This window comes from Erwinia sp. LJJL01 (assembly GCF_047300805.2).
Taxonomy (GTDB): domain Bacteria; phylum Pseudomonadota; class Gammaproteobacteria; order Enterobacterales; family Enterobacteriaceae; genus Erwinia; species Erwinia aphidicola.
The window spans coordinates 4,568,856-4,591,230 of record NZ_CP178576.1 but is presented as its reverse complement, the minus strand read 5'-3'; the positions used below and the strand labels follow the sequence as shown (position 1 = coordinate 4,591,230).

Annotated in this window: 4 protein-coding genes; 3 read left to right on the top strand and 1 reads right to left on the bottom strand. The window is 61.1% G+C overall.

From position 1 onward, the window contains the following. Positions 1-89 precede the first annotated feature (89 nt). The 3 genes from ACLI4M_RS22360 to ACLI4M_RS22350 all read left to right on the top strand — a co-directional run bounded on the left by ACLI4M_RS22360 (position 90) and on the right by ACLI4M_RS22350 (position 21,624). Positions 90-18,077 carry an Ig-like domain-containing protein gene (locus ACLI4M_RS22360; RefSeq protein WP_413449753.1) on the top strand — a complete coding sequence of 5,996 codons (17,988 nt, stop codon included), beginning with the start codon at positions 90-92 and terminating at the stop codon, positions 18,075-18,077. A gap of 116 nt (positions 18,078-18,193) precedes the next feature. Continuing rightward, the gene (locus tag ACLI4M_RS22355; protein WP_166643174.1) at positions 18,194-20,431 is read left to right on the top strand and encodes a type I secretion system permease/ATPase; all 2,238 of its coding nucleotides are present in this window, start codon (positions 18,194-18,196) and stop codon (positions 20,429-20,431) included. Next, on the top strand, positions 20,428-21,624 hold the full coding sequence (locus ACLI4M_RS22350) for an HlyD family type I secretion periplasmic adaptor subunit (RefSeq protein WP_208864880.1): 1,197 nt from the start codon (positions 20,428-20,430) through the stop codon (positions 21,622-21,624). Before ACLI4M_RS22355 ends, ACLI4M_RS22350 begins: the two co-directional genes overlap by 4 nt. Before the next feature lie 182 nt (positions 21,625-21,806). Here the strand turns inward: ACLI4M_RS22350 and ACLI4M_RS22345 are convergent, their stop codons facing one another. After that, positions 21,807-22,220: a hypothetical protein gene (locus ACLI4M_RS22345; RefSeq protein ID WP_133623443.1), complete on the bottom strand. Its 414-nt coding sequence runs from the start codon at positions 22,218-22,220 to the stop codon at positions 21,807-21,809. Between the last annotated feature and the right edge of the window lie 155 nt (positions 22,221-22,375).

Genomic DNA, 22,375 nt, shown 5'->3' with positions numbered 1-22,375 from the left:
ATGCACGCAAATTCAATACCCTTTTTGCCGGTATTGTTATAACACCAGTCAGATATACAAGGAATGGACACGATATCATGAGCAGAACCATGGATATTATCTCTCGTAAAACGTCGCTTAAAAATACTTTCACTGCAGAAGGTAATACCGCTGTTGCGATGAATGAATCCGGCATTGTCGTTATTCACGACGCAGTGAAGAATGTCGCCAGCTACGAGCGCAGTGGCAACGATCTGATTATTCATATGCAGGATGGATCGGTCATTCGCTGCGTAGGATATTTCGAGAATATTGGTGAGAAAGACGAGAATAAACTGGTCTTTCAGGATGAAAACCAGCAGATGACGGAGGTGAATTTCACCGACGCCACTGCGCCTCATGATACCCCGGCGTTTGCGCTGACGGCGGTGGAAACCCCACTGCCGGGCATTGATCCGCTGCTGCTCAGCACCGCCGAAGTCACCGTGGAGTGGCCGTATCTGCTGGCCGGTGTGCTGGGCGCAGGCGCGGCCGGAGCCCTGCTCGGCCACGGCGGCGGCAGTGACGGAAAAACCGAAGTCATTGATAACACTCAGGCGGTGGAGGTCGCAAAACCGACTTTCCTCGTGACCGACACTCAGGGCGACAGTCAGGGTATTCTTGCTAATCAGGCCGTGACTGACGATACCCGACCCACCTTCAGCGGTACCGGCTATCCGGGCGCGGAGATTTCGATTGTCGATACCAGCGGCCATGTAATTGCCACAGCCATCGTCGGCACCAACGGCCAGTGGACAGCGCAGCTCGCCGCGCAGAGCGCCGGTGCGCACACCTGGGTCGTGGTGCAGGAGAGCAACGGCTCGACCACCAGCGCCGGGTCGATCACTCTGAACATTGTTACCGCGCAGGCTTCCCTTACCCTCGACACCGTGGCGGGGGACAACGTGCTGAACGCGGCCGAAGCCGGCGCGGACGTTGCCATTTCCGGCCAGAGCGCCAATCTGGCGGCGGGTACCACCGTCACCGTTTCCCTTAACGGTAAGGCCTGGCAGACCACCGTTGCGGCGGATGGCAGCTGGACAATCACTGTGCCTGCCGCAGACGCGCAGACGCTGGCGGACGGTGTCCACACCGTTCAGGTCAGCGGTGTAGACAGCGCTGGCAACACCATCACCTCCGCATCTACGCTGTCAGTGGATACGCAGGCACCTACGCTGACTATTGCCACGCTGGCGGGCGACGATATTCTGAATGCCGCCGAAGCGGGGCACGATCTGACCGTCAGCGGCACCTCAAATGCCGAAGCCGGGCAGGTAGTGACGCTGGTGCTCAACGGAGTGACCTATACCGCAAGCGTTGAGGCAAACGGTAACTGGTCAGTGAACGTTCCGGCTGCACAGGCGGGCGCGCTGGCAGACGGCACTGTCACGCTGAGCGCCTCCGTCAGCGATGCGGCGGGGAACCGCACATCTATCACGCACGATCTGCGCGTTGACACCACCGTGCCGGTCGTGACCATCGACACCATCGCCGGTGACAACATCCTTAACAGCCTCGAACAGGCTCAGGCGCAGATGGTCAGCGGAAGCAGCACCGGCGGCGAAGCGGGCGATACTGTCACGCTGAGCATCAACGGCCAGACTTACACCACGACGCTTGCCGCCGACGGCACATGGAGCATCGGTTTACCGGCATCCGTTTTCAGCGCGCTGGCCGACGGCAGCTATGATGTGAACGTCAGCATCACTGATAAAGCGGGTAACACCGGCAGTCAGAACGCGACCGTGGTGCTGTCGTCCGAACTGCCGCAACTGACGATTGATACCGTCGCCTTTGAGAACGTGGTTAACGCCGAAGCCAAAGGCCAGGCGCTGGAGGTGACCGGGACCAGCAACAGTGCTGAGGGTACGCAGATCGCTCTGACCCTTAACGGCGTGGAGTACACCACCACCGTCGTCGGCGGCGGCAACTGGTCGGTCAGCATTCCGGCCAGCGACGTCGCAAAGCTCGGCGAAGCCCATTACACCCTGACGGCAGTCAGCACAGACGCCGAGGGCAATACCGGCACTGCGACGCATCAGGTGCAGGTGGATTCCGTGCTGCCTGTCGTCACGGTTAACGTGACCGCAGGCGATGACATCATCAATGCCACTGAAATCACCGCTGACCAGGCTCTGAGCGGCAGAGTGACCCATGCGGCGGCGGGCGATACCGTGATCGTGACGCTGGGTGGCAACACCTACCAGGCCACCGTGCAGGACGACCTGAGCTGGAGCGTCAGCGTTCCGGCGGCTGATTTGCAGGCGCTAGGCGACGGCGATTTAACCGTCAGCGCGAGCGTCACCAATCAGCACGGCAACACCGGTCGCGGCGATCGCGAGATTATCATCGACGCCGGTTTGCCGGGCCTGCGCATCGATACCATTGCGGGCGACGACATTGTCAACAGCATCGAAATCAGTCAGAACCAGATCATCAGCGGCACCAGCTCTGATATCGCCGCAGGCAGCAGCGTCACCGTCAACGTAAACGGCATCGATTATCATGCTACGGTCGGCGCGAACGGCAGCTGGTCTGCGGCGATTCCGGCATCGGACGTCGCCAGCTGGCCTGCGGGCGCGCTAAGCGTTAGCGTCACCGGCTCCGACACGTCGGGCAACAGCGTCAGCATTGCCAATATTATTAACGTGGATCTGAGCAGCGTGGCGATTGCCATTGATAGCGTTGCGCTGGATAACGTGCTAAATGCGGCTGAAAAAGCGGCGGATGTCACACTTAGCGGTACCACGCAGGGCGTGGAGGCTGGCCAGAGCGTGACGATTAATTTCGCGAATGGCACTTATCACGCCAGCGTGCAGGCCGACGGCAGCTGGAGCGTCATCGTTCCGGCGGCAGATATCCGCAATCTGAAAGACGGCGACACCACGGTGAGTGTCAGCGTGACCAACGTGGCGGGCAACAACGCCAGCGCCGTGCAGGATGTCACCGTGGATACCGCTGCGCCAACGCTGACCATCAACACTATCGCCGGTGATAACGTGCTCAACGGCGCGGAAGCGGGGGCGGACGTGGCGATCGGCGGAACCTCCACCGCCGAAGCCGGCCAGCGGGTCACCCTGACGCTTAACGGCCAGACCTACACGGCGAGCGTGGCGGCGGACGGCACCTGGAGCACGGCGGTTCCGGCGGCAGATGCGGCAGGGCTGAGCGACGGCATCTATACCGTCAGCGCCAGCGTCAGCGATATCGCCGGTAACCGCACCGGCGTGACCAGCGCGTTACTGGTGGACTTTACTGCGCCAACGCTGGTCATCAACACCGTTTCTGCCGACGACATTATTAACGCGCATGAACACCAGCAGAACCTCATCATCAGCGGTTCATCTATTGGCGTTCCGGCGGGCGGCCTGGTCACCGTGGTCATCGACGGCAGCCGCTACACCGCTGCGGTGGATGCCAGCGGCAACTGGGGCGTCGGCGTGCCTGCCGCCGTGGTCAGCGGTCTGGCTGACAAAAGCTACACCATTACCGCCACTGGCGCCGATGCGGCGGGCAATCCGGGGTCAGCCTCGCACGTGGTGACCGTAGAGACCGCCGCGCCGGTGCTGACCATCAGTACCGTGGCGGCTGACGACGTGATCAACGCCATCGAGAAAGGCGAAGCCCTGACGGTGAGCGGCACCAGCAGCGGCGCGGACGGTTCCACCGTGACGCTAAACCTGAACGGCAAAGACTACTCTGCCAGCGTCAGCGGCGGCGCGTGGACGCTGAACGTTCCGGCGGCGGATGTGGCTCAGCTCGGCGAAGCGAATTACAGCCTGACCGCCTCCACCGTTGATGCCGCAGGCAACACCGGCAGCACGACGCACGGCGTACTGGTCGACAGCGCGCTGCCCTCGGTGTACATCAGCATGGTCGCGGGCGATGACATCATCAACGCAGCCGAAGTGGCGGCCGATCAGACCCTGAGCGGGCGCGTGAGCAACGCGGCGGCCGGGGACACCGTCACCGTTACGCTCGGCGGCCACACCTACCAGGCTAAAGTACAGGCGGATCTGAGCTGGAGCGTCAACGTTCCGGCGGCCGATTTGCAGGCGCTGGGCGACGGCGATTTAACCGTCAGCGCGAGCGTCACCAACCAGCACGGCAATACCGGCAGCGGCGATCGCCAGATCGTCATCGACGCCGGTTTACCGGGCCTGCGCATCAATACGGTTGCCGGTGACGATATCGTCAACAGCATCGAGATTAATCAAAACCAGATCATCAGCGGCACCAGCACTGATATCGCCGCGGGCAGCAGCGTCACCGTGACCGTTAACAGCACCGATTATGCTGCCACGGTCGGCGCCAACGGCAGCTGGTCGGCGGCGGTTCCGGCGGCAGACGTGGCGAAGTGGCCTGCGGGTCAGCTGGCGATCGTCGTCAGCGGCGCGGATGCCTCCGGTAACCCGGTGACCATCACGCAAAACATCACCGTCGATCTGAGCAGCGTAGCGGTCAGCGTCGATAGCATTGCCAGCGACGACATCATTAACGCGGCGGAGAAAGCGGCGGATCTGACCCTGAGCGGCACCACGCTGAATGTCGAAGCCGGTCGCGATGTGAGCGTAAACTTTGCCGGTCATCAGTACACCACCCGCGTGCAGGCCGACGGCAGCTGGAGCGTCACCGTTCCGGCAGCGGACATGGCGGCGCTGAAAGAGGGCGACGCAACGGTGTCCGTGAGCGTGAGCAACGCGGCGGGCAACGGCGCCACGGCGGCAAACACGGCGCAAGTGGATACCGCTGCGCCAACGCTGACCATCAATACCATCGCCGGTGATAACGTGCTTAACGGCGCGGAAGCGGGGGCGGACGTGGCGATCGGCGGAACCTCCACCGCCGAAGCCGGTCAGCAGGTCACCCTGACGCTTAACGGCCAGACCTACACGGCGAGCGTGGCGGCGGACGGCACCTGGAGCACGGCGGTTCCGGCGGCAGATGCGGCAGGGCTGACCGACGGAACCTATACCCTGAGCGCCAGCGTCAGCGATATCGCCGGTAACCGCACCGGCGTGACCAGCGCGTTACTGGTGGACGTGACCGCGCCAACGCTTGCCATCAACACCGTTTCTGCAGACGACATTGTCAACGCCCATGAACACCAGCAGAACCTTATCATCAGCGGTTCATCTACCGGCGTTCCGGCGGGCGGCCTGGTCACCGTGGTCATCGACGGCAGCCGCTACACCGCTGCGGTGGATGCCAGCGGCAACTGGAGCGTCGGCGTGCCTGCCGCCGTGGTCAGCGGTCTGGCTGACAAAAGCTACACCATTACCGCCACTGTCGCCGATGCGGCGGGCAATCCGGGCTCAGCCTCGCACGTGGTGACCGTAGACACCGCCGCGCCGGTGCTGACCATCAGTACCGTGGCGGCTGACGACGTGATCAACGCCATCGAGAAAGGCGAAGCCCTGACGGTGAGCGGCACCAGCAGCGGCGCGGACGGTTCCACCGTGACGCTGAACCTGAACGGCAAGGACTACTCTGCCAGCGTCAGCGGCGGCGCGTGGACGCTGAACGTTCCGGCGGCGGATGTGGCTCAGCTCGGCGAGGCGAATTACAGCCTGACCGCCTCCACCGTCGATGCCGCAGGCAACACCGGCAGCACGACGCACGGCGTACTGGTCGACAGCGCGCTGCCGTCGGTGACCCTCAGCATGATTGCGGGCGATGACATCATCAACGCAGCCGAAGTGGTGGCCGATCAGACCCTGAGCGGGCGCGTGAGCAACGCGGCGGCCGGGGACACCGTCACCGTTACGCTCGGCGGCCACACTTACGAAGCCAAAGTGCAGGCGGATCTGAGCTGGAGCGTCAGCGTTCCGGCGGCCGATTTGCAGGCGCTGGGCGACGGCGACCTGACCGTCAGCGCGAGCGTCACCAACCAGCACGGCAATACCGGCAGCGGCGATCGCCAGATCGTCATCGACGCCGGTTTGCCGGGCCTGCGCATCAATACCGTTGCCGGTGACGACATCGTCAACAGCATCGAGATTAATCAAAATCAGATCATCAGCGGCACCAGCACCGGCCTGACCGCGGGCAGCAGCGTCACCGTCACGGTTAACGGCGTTGAGTACCACGCGAGCGTGACCGCCAACGGCAGCTGGTCAGCGGCGGTTCCGGCAGCGGACGTTGCCAGCTGGCCTGCGGGCGCGCTGACGGTATCCGTTACCGGCACCAGTTCAGCCGGAAACAGCGTCACGATTTCAAACGATATCAACGTCGATCTCGCCAGTGTGGCAATCAGCGTCGATACCATCGCCAGCGACGGCATCATTAACGCGGCGGAGAAAGCGGCGGATCTGACCCTGAGCGGCACCACGCTGAATGTCGGAGCCGGTCGCGATGTGAGCGTTAACTTTGCCGGTCATCAGTACACCACCCGCGTGCAGGCCGACGGCAGCTGGAGCGTTACCGTCCCGGCAGCGGACATGGCGGCGCTGAAAGAGGGCGACGCAACGGTGTCCGTGAGCGTGAGCAACGCGGCGGGCAACGGCGCCACGGCGGCAAATACGGCGCTGGTGGATGCGACAGCGCCAACGCTGACCATCAACACCATCGCCGGTGACAACGTGCTTAACGGCGCGGAAGCGGGGGCGGACGTGGCGATCGGCGGAACGTCCACCGCCGAAGCCGGTCAGCAGGTCACCCTGACGCTTAACGGCCAGACCTACACGGCGAGCGTGGCGGCGGACGGGACGTGGAGCACCACGCTACCGGCGGCAGATGCGGCAGGGCTGGCTGACGGGACTTACACCGTGAGCGCCAGCGTCAGCGATATCGCCGGTAACAGCAGCCGCGCCAGCGGCTCATTGCAGGTTGACGCGACCGCGCCGGAAGTGACCATCAACACCATCGCCGGTGACGACGTCATTAACAGTACCGAACACGCGCAGGCGCTGGTGATCAGCGGCAGCAGCACGGGTACGGTGAGCGGTAACATCGTGAACGTGGTGATCGACGGCCATAGCTATAACACCGTGGTGGATGCCAGCGGCAACTGGAGCGTCGGCGTACCGGCCAGCATCATCAGCGGCCTCGCGGACGGCAGCTATAAGGTCACCGCCAGCGCGGCAGACACCGCCGGTAACGTCGGTTCGGCCGGGCAAAACGTGGTGGTCAATACTGCCGCGCCGGTCTTTACCATCAACGACATGGCAGGCGGCGACAACATTCTTAACGCCACCGAAGCGCTTTCAACGCTGACCATCACCGGCACTGTGACCGGTCTGATGGATGGCGTGACGGTTATCGTTACCCTTAACGGTCTGGAGTATCAGGGCACCGTGGCCGACGGCGCATGGAGCGCGGACATTCCGGCCAGCGATCTGGCGAATCTGGGCCAGGCGTTGTATCAGGTTAGCGTGCGCGGCACCGATGATGTCGGCAACAGCGGGTCAGTGAGCAAAGGGCTGCAAACTTCCTCCGACAGCCCGGCGGTGACCATCAACGTGGTGGCCGGTGATGACATCATCAACGCCACCGAAGTGAAGGCCGATCAGGCGATCGGCGGCACCGTTATCCATGCGGAAGCGGGACAGCAGGTGACCGTCACCGTGGGTGGAAAAACGTATTACGCCACCGTCGAAGATGATTTTACGTGGAGCCTGACGATCCCTGCCGCCGATCTCGCTGCCATGGGCGACGGCGCGCTGAAAGTCTCCGCAACGGTGACCAATATCAGCGGCAACACCGGATCCGGTGAGCGCGACATTGCTATTGACGCCGCGATCCCCGGCCTGCGCATCAATACCGTTGCCGGTGACGACATCGTCAACAGCATCGAGATCAATCAGAATCAGATCATCAGCGGCACTAGCACCGGCCTGACCGCAGGCAGCAGCGTCACCGTCACGGTTAACAGCGTTGAGTACCACGCGACCGTGACCGCCAACGGCAGCTGGTCAGCGGCGGTTCCGGCAGCGGACGTTGCCAGCTGGCCTGCGGGCGCGCTGACGGTATCCGTTACCGGCACCAGTTCAGCCGGTAACAGCGTCACGATTTCAAACGATATCACCGTGGATCTCACCAGTGTGGCGATTGCTATCGACACTGTCGCGGCCGATGACATCATTAACGCGGCGGAGAAAGCGGCGGACCTGACCCTGAGCGGCACCACGCTGAATGTCGAAGCCGGTCAGAAGGTCACGGTGATTTTCGCCGGTCATAGCTATACCGCGCAGGTAGAAACGGACGGCAGCTGGAGCGTCACCGTTCCGGCAGCGGACATGGCGGCGCTGAAAGACGGCGACGCAACGGTGTCCGTGAGCGTGACTAACGCGGCGGGCAACGGCGCCACGGCAGCGAATACCGTGGAAGTGGATACCGCTGCGCCAACCCTGACCATCAACACCATCGCCGGTGATAACGTGCTTAACGGCGCGGAAGCGGGGGCGGACGTGGCGATCGGCGGAACCTCCACCGCCGAAGCCGGTCAGCAGGTCACCCTGACGCTTAACGGCCAGACCTACACGGCGAGCGTGGCGGCGGACGGCACCTGGAGCACGGCGGTTCCGGCGGCAGATGCGGCAGGGCTGACCGACGGAACCTATACCCTGAGCGCCAGCGTCAGCGATATCGCCGGTAACCGCACCGGCGTGACCAGCGCGTTACTGGTGGACGTGACCGCGCCAACGCTTGCCATCAACACCGTTTCTGCAGACGACATTGTCAACGCCCATGAACACCAGCAGAACCTTATCATCAGCGGTTCATCTACCGGCGTTCCGGCGGGCGGCCTGGTCACCGTGGTCATCGACGGCAGCCGCTACACCGCTGCGGTGGATGCCAGCGGCAACTGGAGCGTCGGCGTGCCTGCCGCCGTGGTCAGCGGTCTGGCTGACAAAAGCTACACCATTACCGCCACTGTCGCCGATGCGGCGGGCAATCCGGGCTCAGCCTCGCACGTGGTGACCGTAGACACCGCCGCGCCGGTGCTGACCATCAGTACCGTGGCGGCTGACGACGTGATCAACGCCATCGAGAAAGGCGAAGCCCTGACGGTGAGCGGCACCAGCAGCGGCGCGGACGGTTCCACCGTGACGCTGAACCTGAACGGCAAGGACTACTCTGCCAGCGTCAGCGGCGGCGCGTGGACGCTGAACGTTCCGGCGGCGGATGTGGCTCAGCTCGGCGAGGCGAATTACAGCCTGACCGCCTCCACCGTCGATGCCGCAGGCAACACCGGCAGCACGACGCACGGCGTACTGGTCGACAGCGCGCTGCCGTCGGTGACCCTCAGCATGATTGCGGGCGATGACATCATCAACGCAGCCGAAGTGGTGGCCGATCAGACCCTGAGCGGGCGCGTGAGCAACGCGGCGGCCGGGGACACCGTCACCGTTACGCTCGGCGGCCACACTTACGAAGCCAAAGTGCAGGCGGATCTGAGCTGGAGCGTCAGCGTTCCGGCGGCCGATTTGCAGGCGCTGGGCGACGGCGACCTGACCGTCAGCGCGAGCGTCACCAACCAGCACGGCAATACCGGCAGCGGCGATCGCCAGATCGTCATCGACGCCGGTTTGCCGGGCCTGCGCATCAATACCGTTGCCGGTGACGACATCGTCAACAGCATCGAGATTAATCAAAATCAGATCATCAGCGGCACCAGCACCGGCCTGACCGCGGGCAGCAGCGTCACCGTCACGGTTAACGGCGTTGAGTACCACGCGAGCGTGACCGCCAACGGCAGCTGGTCAGCGGCGGTTCCGGCAGCGGACGTTGCCAGCTGGCCTGCGGGCGCGCTGACGGTATCCGTTACCGGCACCAGTTCAGCCGGAAACAGCGTCACGATTTCAAACGATATCAACGTCGATCTCGCCAGTGTGGCAATCAGCGTCGATACCATCGCCAGCGACGGCATCATTAACGCGGCGGAGAAAGCGGCGGATCTGACCCTGAGCGGCACCACGCTGAATGTCGGAGCCGGTCGCGATGTGAGCGTTAACTTTGCCGGTCATCAGTACACCACCCGCGTGCAGGCCGACGGCAGCTGGAGCGTTACCGTCCCGGCAGCGGACATGGCGGCGCTGAAAGAGGGCGACGCAACGGTGTCCGTGAGCGTGAGCAACGCGGCGGGCAACGGCGCCACGGCGGCAAATACGGCGCAAGTGGATACCGCTGCGCCAACGCTGACCATCAACACCATCGCCGGTGATAACGTGCTCAACGGCGCGGAAGCGGGGGCGGACGTGGCGATCGGCGGAACCTCCACCGCCGAAGCTGGTCAGCAGGTCACCCTGACGCTTAACGGTCAGACCTTCACGGCGAGCGTGGCGGCAGACGGGACGTGGAGCACCACGCTACCGGCGGCGAGTGCAGGCGCGCTGGCTGACGGAACCTATACCGTGAGCGCCAGCGTCAGCGATATCGCCGGTAACCGCACCGGGGTGACCAGCGCGTTGCTGGTTGACGCGACCGCGCCGGTGGTGACCATCAACACCATCGCCGGTGACGACGTCATTAACCGCACCGAACACGCGCAGGCGCAGGTGATCAGCGGCAGCAGTACGGGTACGGTCAGCGGTAACAGCGTGAGCGTGGTGATCGACGGCCATACCTATAACACCGTGGTGGATGCCAGCGGCAACTGGAGCGTCGGCGTACCGGCCAGCGCGATCGGCGGGATCTCTGACGGCACTTACACCGTGAGCGTCAGCATCACTGACAGCGCCGGTAATACCGGTTCGCAGACGCACAATGTGACCGTAGATACCGGCCTGCCGGGCATCAGCATTGACGCTATCGCGCAGGACAACGTACTCAACGCCGTTGAAAAAGGTGCAGATCTAACGATTTCCGGCACCGGCAGCAACCTGAGTGACGGCACTCAGGTCAGCGTCACGCTGAACGGCGTCACTTACAGCGCGCAAATTGCCGCGGGCGTCTGGAGCCTGACCGTTCCGGCCAGCGCACTGGCAGCGCTTGGGGAAGCCAACTACAGCGTAACAGCCAGCGCCAACAGCGATGTCGGCAACGCCATCACCGAAAGCGCTAACCTGCTGGTTGATACCTCGCTGCCTTCCGTCATCATTAATGCTGTGGCGGGTGATAACATCATCAACGCCGCCGAAGCGGCGGCAGACCAGACCCTGAGCGGGCGCGTGAGCAACGCGGCGGCCGGTGACACCGTCACCGTTACGCTCGGCGGTCACACCTACCAGGCCGAAGTGCAGGCGGATCTGAGCTGGAGCGTCAGCGTTCCGGCGGCCGATTTGCAGGCGCTGGGCGACGGCGACCTGACCGTCAGCGCGAGCGTCACCAACCAACACGGCAATACCGGCAGCGGCGATCGCCAGATCGGCATCGACGCCGGATTGCCGGGCCTGCGCATCAATACGGTTGCCGGTGACGATATCGTCAACAGCATCGAGATTAATCAAAACCAGATCATCAGCGGCACCAGCTCTGATATCGCCGCGGGCAGCAGCGTCACCGTGACCGTCAACGGCACCGATTATGCTGCCACGGTCGGCGCCAACGGCAGCTGGTCGGCGGCGGTCCCGGCGGCAGACGTGGCGAAGTGGCCTGCGGGTCAGCTGGCGATCGTCGTCAGCGGCGCGGATGCCTCCGGTAACCCGGTGACCATCACGCAAAACATCACCGTTGATCTGAGCAGCGTAGCGATCAGCGTCGCCACCATTGCCAGCGACGGCATCATTAACGCGGCGGAGAAAGCGGCGGATCTGACCCTGAGCGGCACCACGCAGAACGTCGAAGCCGGTCGCGATGTCAGCGTAAACTTTGCCGGCCATCAGTACACCACCCGCGTGCAGGCCGACGGCAGCTGGAGCGTCACCGTTGCGGCAGCGGACATGAAGGCGCTGAAAGACGGTGACGCAACGGTGTCCGTGAGCGTGAGCAACGCGGCGGGCAACGGCGCCACGGCGGCAAATACGGCGCAAGTGGATGCGACAGCGCCAACGCTGACCATCAATACCATCGCCGGTAATAACGTGCTTAACGGCGCGGAAGCGGGGGCGGACGTGGCGATCGGCGGTACCTCCACCGCCGAAGCCGGTCAGCAGGTCACCCTGACGCTTAACGGCCAGACCTACACGGCGAGCGTGGCGGCAGACGGGAGGTGGAGCACCACCCTACCGGCGGCCAGTGCAGGCGCGCTGGCTGACGGGACTTACACCGTGAGCGCCAGCGTCAGCGATATCGCCGGCAACAGCAGCCGCGCCACCGGCTCCTTGCTGGTTGACGTGACCGCGCCGGTGGTGACCATCAACACCGTCGCCGGTGACAATGTGCTGAATACCGCTGAACATGCGCAGGCGCAGGTGATCACCGGTGGCAGCACCGGCACGCAGGCAGGCAATCTGGTGACGCTGGTGATCGACGGCCATACCTACACCACCGTGGTTGACGCCCGTGGCAACTGGAGCATCGGCGTTCCGGCCAGCGCTATCAGCGCATTGGCTTCCGGTGACACGACATTTACGGTCAGCATCACCGATAACGCGGGCAACACCGGCAGCACCGACCATCTGATCACCGTCATGACTGATGCCCTCAGCCTGAGCATCGATACCATTGCGCAGGACGACATTATCAATGCGGCGGAACAGGGCAACAGCCTGACGCTGTCCGGCAGCAGCGAAAAACTGGTGTCCGGAACAGAGGTGGCCGTCGTGCTGAACGGCAAAACCTACACTGTGCAGGTGGATGTCAAAGGTGACTGGACGCTAAGCATACCGGCGACCGATGTGGCGAAACTCACTGACGGTTATTACACCGTAACAGCCAGCGCCAGCGATACGGCAGGCAACCCGGTCAGCGCCACGCATGACGTGACGGTTGATACCCGCGCACCGGCGCTGCTGATCAACCCGATCGCCGCGGACGGGATCCTGAATGCAGCGGAGCTGGGCCAGGCGTTAACCCTGAGCGGCACCACGACGGCGCAGGCGGGGCAAACGGTGCACGTGACGCTGAACGGCGTCACTTATACCACGCAGGTGAGCGCCGACGGCCTATGGTCGGTGCAGGTTCCGCAAAATGACGTTGCGGCCCTGCAGGACGGCACGCTGACGGTCACCGCCAGCACCAGCGACGTGGCCGGGAACCCGGCGTCGGCGAATGCGTCGGTGATTGTCGATACCCTCGCGCCGACCCTGACCATCAACACCATTGCCGGTGATGACATCATCAACTCCACCGAGCAGCATGCCGGTCAGGCGATCGGCGGGACAACCAGCGCGGAAGCCGGTCAGACGGTGACCGTCACGTTTAATCACCGTGAGTATCACGCTACGGTGGCTTCTGACGGCACCTGGAGTGTGACCGTTCCAGCGGCGGATTTCCTCGGCGCGGCGGACGGCAGCTATACCGTCAGCGCATCCGTCAGTGATGTGGCGGGCAACCCGGTGTCGGCAGCATCGTCCGTTACCCTGAGCGGTGAGAGGCCAACCATAAGCATCAACACCTTCGCGCAGGACGACGTGGTGAACGCCGCCGAGCACGGCACTTCGCTCGCTATCAGCGGCACCACCACCGCACCGGCGAACAGCCTCGTCACCGTGACGCTCAACGGGCAGACGTACACCACTTCGGTCGCGGCGGATCTGAGCTGGACGCTCAACCTCAGCGCCAACGCGGTGTCAGCGCTGGCGGATGGCAATAACTACGCAATCACCGCTTCCGTCACCAACAGCATCGGCAACACCGGCAGCGACATCCACGAGATTTCCGTGGATACCACGGCGCCGTCGATGACCATCACCATTGATTCGCTGAGTGAAGACACCGGGCGCAGCAATACGGACTTTGTCACCAGCGATAACACCATCACGCTGAAAGGCGCGCTGAGTGCGGCGCTGGGCAATGCCGAGTCGGCGCAAATCAGCCTCGACGGCGGCATCAGCTGGCAGACGCTCACCGTGGTGGGCACCACGTGGAGTTATGCCCCGGGCAGCGCGCTGGCGGACGGGTCATACACCTATAACGTCCGGGTGATTGATGCGGCGGGGAACGTCGGTTCGACGGCGACGAAAACGGTGGTTATTGACACCGTAGCGCCAACGGCCAGCCAGTCGATCACTATCGATGCGGTTTCGCAGGATACCGGCCTGAGCAGTACTGATTTCATCACCAGCGATAACACCATCAACCTGCGCGGCACGCTGGGCGCGGCGCTGAATGCGGATGAATATGCGCAGATCAGCATCGACGGCGGCACCACCTGGAAAGATGTCAATATCAGTGGCCTGACGTGGACCTACATCGACAGCCGTACGCTGGCCGATGGCGACTACAACTATCAGATGCGCGTGGTAGATCTGGCCGGTAACGTCGGCGCAACCGCCAGTCAGGTGGTGACCATCGACACCGTCGCCCCGGACAGCAGTAAAACCATCAGCATTGATGCTGTCAGCAACGACACCGGTCTGAGCAGCAGCGATTTCGTCACCAGCGACACTTCGCTGACCGTGAGCGGCACGCTCGGCGCGACGCTGGCGGCGGATGAATATGCGCAGATCAGCCTTGATGGGGGGGTGACGTGGCTCAATACGACCACCATCGGCACGCGCTGGAGGTACGTTGATGACCGCACGCTGACCGACGGGGATTACACCTACTATGTTCGCGTGGTAGATGCCGCCGGTAACGTGGGCAGCATCTCCAGTCAGGTTGTCACCGTGGATACCGTGGCGCCGGACAGCAGCAAAACTGTGACCATCGACAGCATCGCCACCGACACCGGTGTGTCTGCCAGCGATTTCATCACCAGTGATACCTCGCTGACCGTGACCGGTTCTATCGGACAGGCGCTGGGCGCGGGCGAAGTGGTGCAGATCAGTATTGATAACGGCGCGAGCTGGACGACCGTTGCGCTCTCCGGCCTGAAGTGGAGCTATAGCGATGGTCGCACGCTGACCGACGGGCAAACGCTGTATCAGGTACGCGTGGTCGATCAGGCCGGTAACGTCGGCCAAACCGCGCAGCAGGTGGTGACGATTGACACCACTGCGCCATCGCAAGCCATCACCATTGGCGCGATCAGCACCGATACCGGTGATAACAGCCATGATTTCATCACCAGCGATACCACGCTGACGTTCTCCGGCAACCTGAGTGCAACGCTTGCGAGCGATGAATGGGCGCAGATCAGCCTCGATGGCGGTCAGACATGGATTGACGTCGTCACCCGCGGACGCACCTGGAGCTATGACGCTACCGGTACCGTACTCGGCGATGGCGTTTACAACGTGCAGGTGCGGGTGATCGATCTGGCGGGTAACACCGGGGCGGTCGGTTCTCAGCGGGTGACGGTTGATACGCTGAACCCGGAAGCGCAGGCGACTATCGCCAGCTATTCCGACAATAAGGGGGACCGTCAGGGATCGTTCGGTTCCGGCACCCACACCGACGAAACCGCGCCGACGCTGAGCGGCACGCTGAGCAAAGCGCTGGCCGACGGCGAAGTGCTGAAGATCTACCGCAACGGGGTGTACGTTGGCGTCGCGACGGTGGTGGGCCTGGCGTGGACCTTCTCGGATTCCGCGCTGGCTGACGGGACCTATATTTACGTCGCGACCTCGCAGGATCTGGCGGGCAACGTCACGTCGTCGTCAGACTTCACCCTGACGGTCGATACCTCGATTCCGACCACGATTGCCACCGTGACCGGTGAATCGACCCAGGATACGACGCCGATCATCAGCGGTACGCTATCTGAAGCGTTGGGTGAGGGGATGTATGTACAGGTGGTGGTGAACGGCGTCACCTATACCTCTGAATCCGGCGGTGCGGTGGTGGTCGATCCGATCAACAACACCTGGTATTTGCAGCTGCCGGGTTCACTGGCGCTGGCGACGTATGACGTGACTGCACAGGTCAGAAGCAGCGCGGGCAACGGTAACGAGGCGGGGATCAGCCACGGTTCTCTGGTGGTTTATGCCGAAACGGCGGTGGACACCAGCTGGGCGAGCACCGCTGGGGCCACCACCACCAATGCGATGGCATTCAGCCTGAACAGCAGTGGCTTGTGGAACGTGGTCACCGGTATCTCTGATTACACCAGCTCGGGTCTGAACAGCTATAGCGGCACCACGCTGACCAACTCCCGCGGCAACATCGTGGTGAGTTATACGCTGGCGGATACCGACCGTAATGGCACCTCAGACATTTATGCGACGGAAACCAACTACGGCGGCAGTATCCAGGGCAAATGGACGGCGAACACTGATGGCACTTATACCTACGGTCAGCAGGCTATCGGCACAACCATCTGGTACGGCGGGATCATGGCTTATGACAAAACCGGTGATGGCTGGCTGGACATGGCATACGGCGATGCAGGCGGCGACTCCCGCAGCTATCTGGTCAATAACAACGGGGTGCTGTCGCCAGATGGTACATACGGAGCGGCCGGTCTTGCCGGGGTCACCTACCGGGAAATTTCCGGCGTGGACATTAACAATGACGGTACGGTCGACATTGTGCAGCATACCAACCGCAGCGGTGCCTATGCGCTGACGGTGATCAACAACAGTGGTACAGGCGCGCTGACGGAAACGCAGAACATCGCCAACGTCTTTGTGCCGAATGCCGCAAACACCACCACGGCCGTCTCAATGACCTGGGCGGATTTCAACGGCGACGGCCTGATGGATTTGTACATTTCTTCCGGTCTGAATCCTAACGCCAGCTACAACTATGGCGGTGCGATTTACTACAACAGCGGGCAGGGAACGTTGCTGACCACGCCAACCGCGGTCGAAACACCGACCACCAATACCGCGTCCGCCGGATATCTGTCAGCTGCCGTGGACTGGGACGGCGACGGTGACATGGACATCATCAAGTTCAGTACCTATTCGGCCAGCCAGACCGCCCAACTGTATGTTAACGACGGTACCGGCAGAGGCTGGAGCAGCAGTACGCTTGCTTCCTCACTGGTCAACGTAACGGGGATTGCGACCCTCGATTACGACTGGAACGGTACGCAGGATCTGCTGGTGTCGCAGGCAAACGGCAAAGTGGTGTACATCGCCAACAATGCCAGCATTGCGGACGGCACGGCTCTTCACCTGCGCATTCTCGACGGCGAAGGCATGAACGTGTTCTACGGCAATACCGTGCAGCTCTACAACTCCGCCGGTGAACTGGTGGCGTCGCAGATCATCAACGCCCAGTCGGGCGTAGGCGTCAACGACTCCTCAGCGCTGGTGAACTTCTACGGTCTGGATCCGAATGAAACGTATTCGGCGGTGCTGGTGCGCAACATCAACGGCGTGTCCACCAATGCCACCTGGACAGACCTGAGCGCAGGCGACGGCACCAGCAGCTATTCGCTCACCGCAGACGCGGCGAACGGCGGGACCAGCGGCACCCTCACCGGCACCGGCTATAACGACACGTTTATCGCTGAAAGCGGCACCTACGTTTACAACGGTGGCGGCGGCTGGAGCAGCTCGTCAGACCATGCGACATGGAGCGCCACCGGCGGTCAGGATATCGTCGATTTTAAAAACGCCACCAGCGGGGTCACGGTAGATCTCAGCAGCAGCAGCGCACAGAACACCGGATTCAACACGGCGACCTTCAAGGATATCGAGGGGATTGCCGGGTCGAATTACGACGATGTTATCACCGGCAGTGCAGGTAATAACGTGTTCGAAGGACGCGGTGGTAATGACACCTTCAACCTGGGTAAAGGTGGGCACGACACGCTGCTGTACAAGTTGCTGGACAGCAGCGATGCCACCGGCGGCAACGGTGTCGACACCATCAACGGCTTCAAGGTTGGGACCTGGGAAGGGACGGCGAATACCGACCGTCTTGATCTGAGTGACCTGTTGCAGTCGAGCGGGTACAGCGGTACGGCGGACGCCAGCTACGTTAACGGCGTCGCGACGCTGGGTTCAGGCGTTGGCAATCTGGCGAATTACCTGAGCGTGACCACCGAAGGTAACAACACGGTGATTAAGGTTGATCTGGATGGCAGCGGCACGGCGCAGTCGATGACGACCATCGCGACGCTGACCAACGTCCACACCGATCTGGCGACGCTGCTGGCAAACCATCAATTAGTGGTTGGCTAATTAACGGCAAATGGAAGGCGGCGGGGCAGAGGGCACAGTCTCTGCTCCGCTGCTCCCGCTCCATAATCATGTTCTGGAATGAACGTGAAGGAACAGTGAATTAGGGAACAATGCAGATGAATAAAGAGACCATGTCAGATAAAAGCAGTACCGCACCCGACGCAGCGGTCGTCGACGGTCGCGCCGCGCAGGCGGAGAAACAAAAGGGGTATGCGGCGTGGCTGAGCGCCATGCTGGATGTTGCCCGGCACTATCGTCTGGATTACTCAGAAGAGCATGTGAAAGCCACCCTCGCCTGGGAAATGGGCGCACCGCAGGAGAGCGTGCTCGATGAGATGGCGCAAAAGCTCGGACTGGCACGCGTGACCCGCGATTTTCATCCGGCGGATCTCGACCCGATGTCGGTGCCGTTTATCGTTGCGCTGGATAATGGCCGACTGGGCGTGGTGACGCATCTGGACGCCAGCGGCCAATGCGCCGTGCAATTTACCGAAGATCAGGGGCTGGAAACGCCGCTGACGGCTGAACAACTGTTGGCGCGGGTGCAGAGCATCACGCTGCTGCGACCGCTGCAAACCATTCCCGATGCGCGCGTTGATAACTACATCAAGCCCTACAAAAGAAACTGGTTCTGGGAGCTGGCGCTGAAAGACTGGCGCCGCTACAGCGACATCATGGTGGCAGCGATGATCGCCAACGTGCTGGCGCTCGCGGGCATGTTGTTCTCCATGCAGGTTTACGACCGCGTGGTGCCGTCGCAGTCCATCCCCACGCTGTGGGTGCTATTTGGCGGTGTGATGATCGCCATTGTTTTCGAATTCGTGATGCGCATGGTCCGCGTCCATATTTCTGATGTGGTAGGGAAACGCGCCGATCTGCGCATATCCGACCGGGTGTTTGGCCGCGCGCTGCGCATTAAAAACAGCGCCCGTTCCAAGTCCACCGGCTCCTTTATTTCGCAAATCCGTGAACTGGAATCGGTGCGCGAGTTAATCACCTCCACCACCATCAGCGTGATTTCCGATCTGCCGTTTTTCCTGCTGTTCACGGTCATTCTGTGGATGATTGGCGGTCCGCTGGTGTTTGTGGTGCTGCTGGCCATTCCGCTGTTGCTGATCCCCGGTCTGCTTATCCAAAAACCCCTGGCGAAGCTTGCCAGCGAAGGGATGCGCGAATCCGCGGTGCGAAACGCCTCGCTGGTGGAAGCGGTGGAATCCCTTGAAGACATCAAACTGATGCGCGCCGAACAGCGTTTCCAGAACCAGTGGAACCACTGCAACGAAGTCTCCGCCGATATCAGTATGCGTCAGCGTTTTCTCACCAGCCTGCTAATGACCTGGACGCAGGAAGTGCAGTCGATTGTGTATGCCATCGTGCTGCTGGTGGGGTGTTATCTGGTGATGAACGGCGACATGACCACCGGTGCGCTGGTCGGAACCACCATTCTGGCCTCGCGCACTATCGCGCCGCTGGCGCAGATCTCCGGCGTGCTTTCCCGCTGGCAGCAGGCCAAAGTTGCCCGTAAAGGGCTGGATGAACTGATGCAACGGCCTATCGATCGGGAAGATGGCCAGAAAATGGTCCACAAGGCACAAATCGCCGGTGAGTATCAGCTCAATGACGCGGTGTTCTATTACGACGAAGAAGAGAAAGTCGCCAATCTGGCCATCGCCCGCCTGAAAATCGCGCCGGGCGAGAAGATTGCCGTACTGGGCAAAAACGGCGCGGGGAAATCCACGCTGTTGCAGGTGCTGGCCGGGATGCAGCAGGTTCAGCAAGGGCAGGTGGTGCTGGATAACGTCAACATCAAACAGATCGATCCGGCAGATTTACGCCGCGACGTGGCGCTGCATAACCAGCACGCCCGGCTGTTCTTTGGCTCGGTGCGTGACAACATTACCATGGGCCGCCCGCAGGCTACCGATGAAGAGATCCATCAGGCGCTGATCATCAGCGGCGCGCTGCCCTTTGTGCAGCAAAAAGAGAACGGTCTGAACTTCCTTATCCACGAAGGCGGCGTCGGGCTTTCCGGCGGCCAGCGCCAGGCACTGCTGCTGGCGCGGCATATCATCATGCAGCCGCAGGTATTGCTGCTGGATGAACCCACCGCCTGGCTGGATGAGATCTCCGAGGCGAACCTGATACATCACCTGTCGGCATGGGGAAAAAAGAAAACGCTGGTGATCGCCACGCACCGTCTGGCGCTGTTGCAGCTGGTCGATCGCATCGTCGTGATGGATAACGGCCGTATCACGCTCGATGGCAGCAAAGATGAGATCCTGAATAAACATTTCAGGCCAAAAGGACAGCCCGCTCAGGCCGTTAAACCAGCGAATAGGGACATGGCATCATGATCGGACGCAAAAAACCGATAAACGGACAAAAACAACATCACCGGCCACTGGCGGAAAAATCCCTGCCGCGCTCGACCATTCTGGTCTGGAGCCTGGCGCTGATGTTGCTGAGTTTTGTGCTGTGGGCGAACTTTTATACGCTGGACGAAGTGACCACCGGCACTGGCAAAGTCATTCCCTCTTCGCACGAACAAATCGTGCAGTCGCTGGAGGGCGGGATTGTCCACAGCATCGACGTGCAGGAAGGCGAAGTGGTGGAGCGCGGCCAGCGTCTGGCGCAGCTGGACCGCACCAAAACCGAGTCCGGCGTGCAGGAGAGTCTGTCCCGTCTGCACGCGGCGCTGGCGACGGCGGCGCGTCTGACCGCTCAAATCAACAATACGCCGCTGGTGTTTCCACCTGAGCTCGACAACGAGCCGGATCTGGTGAAATCGGAAACTGAGCTGTACAACTCCAGCCGCAACAGCCTTGAGAAGCAGCTTTCTGGCCTGAAACAGGGGGTAGCACTGATCCGGCGCGAGCTTGCGATGACCAAACCGCTGGTCAAACAGGGCGCGGCGAGCGATGTCGAAGTGCTGCGGCTGCAACGGCAGATCAACGAAATGGAAAGCAAGGCGACCGATCTGGAAACGCAGTATCACGTCCGCGCGGGCGAGGAGCTGGCGAAAGCCAATGCGGAGGTCGAGACTCAGCGTTCGGTGATTTTAGGCCGCAAGGATTCCCTCAACCGACTGGACTTCTTCTCGCCGGTGAAAGGCATTGTCAAGAATATCGAGGTCAACACCGTCGGTGGCGTGATCCCGCCTAACGGCAAGCTGATGACGCTGGTGCCGATTGACGACCAGATGCTGGTGGAAGCGCAAATTTCCCCGCGCGACGTGGCGTTTATTCATCCGGGACAGAAAGCAAAAGTCAAAATCACCGCCTACGACTACTCCATCTACGGCAGTTTAGACGGCGAAGTGACGACGATTTCACCGGACACCATTCAGGATGATGTGCGCCGCGACGTCTACTACTACCGCGTAAAGATCAAAACCAGTGCAAATTACCTGGAAAATAAGCACCACGAGAAGTTTTATATTTTCCCCGGCATGATCGCCACGGTAGACATCAAAACCGGAAATAAAAGCATCCTCGATTACCTGCTTAAGCCGCTGAATAAAATGAACGAAGCATTGCGTGAGCGTTGAATAATAGAAGTAGGGTGAAAACTTCACTCCCGTAACCGCGGTTATGAGTGTGCAGTAGTGAAAGTAAATTGATGGCTGCACTTAGATGAGATGGGGTGAGACACTTTAAAACAAAAAATCCACGCAACTGCGTGGATTTATTAACGGTCCTTCTGCCCCGATCCTGATTGATATAATACTCATCAATCCCAGTAAACCAGATAAGCAAGTGCGGCAGCTGAACAGAAAGCATAGGGGCTTAAAAGCAAAATATCCGAATAAGGCGTTTCACATATCCTGATAACAGGCCATGCCAGTACAACCAGCCACATGAAGAGTGCAGAGCACACGATAAAAAAGCACCCCTTCAGGGCAGCGTCAGGATAAAATCTCTTTGAAATCATCGCTAATGGCATGCCGATTATCATTGATCCCATCGTAGTGCCAATAATACTCACCATAACGATGAAAAAATAATTAAATATGAAACCCACTACGGGTGTAATGCTTTTTCCCCAGGAAAGATAGGTTAAAACCAGTAATGAACCCACTAAACTACTAAATATTGCTGATAGCACAGATGCCCTAATCCATTTGTCGTTAATCATGTTCGGCATAATTTTCTCAATGTCTGAATAGCTAGATTGATGCAGCGTACCCGCTTAAATTTTCGGCGCGAGGCTTAATCGCAAAACAGGCTTCCGGCACAGCAACCTTTTGTCGACCTGTGACGGGCATCCGGGCAGTAAGGACATTAAGGCCGCCTGTCAGG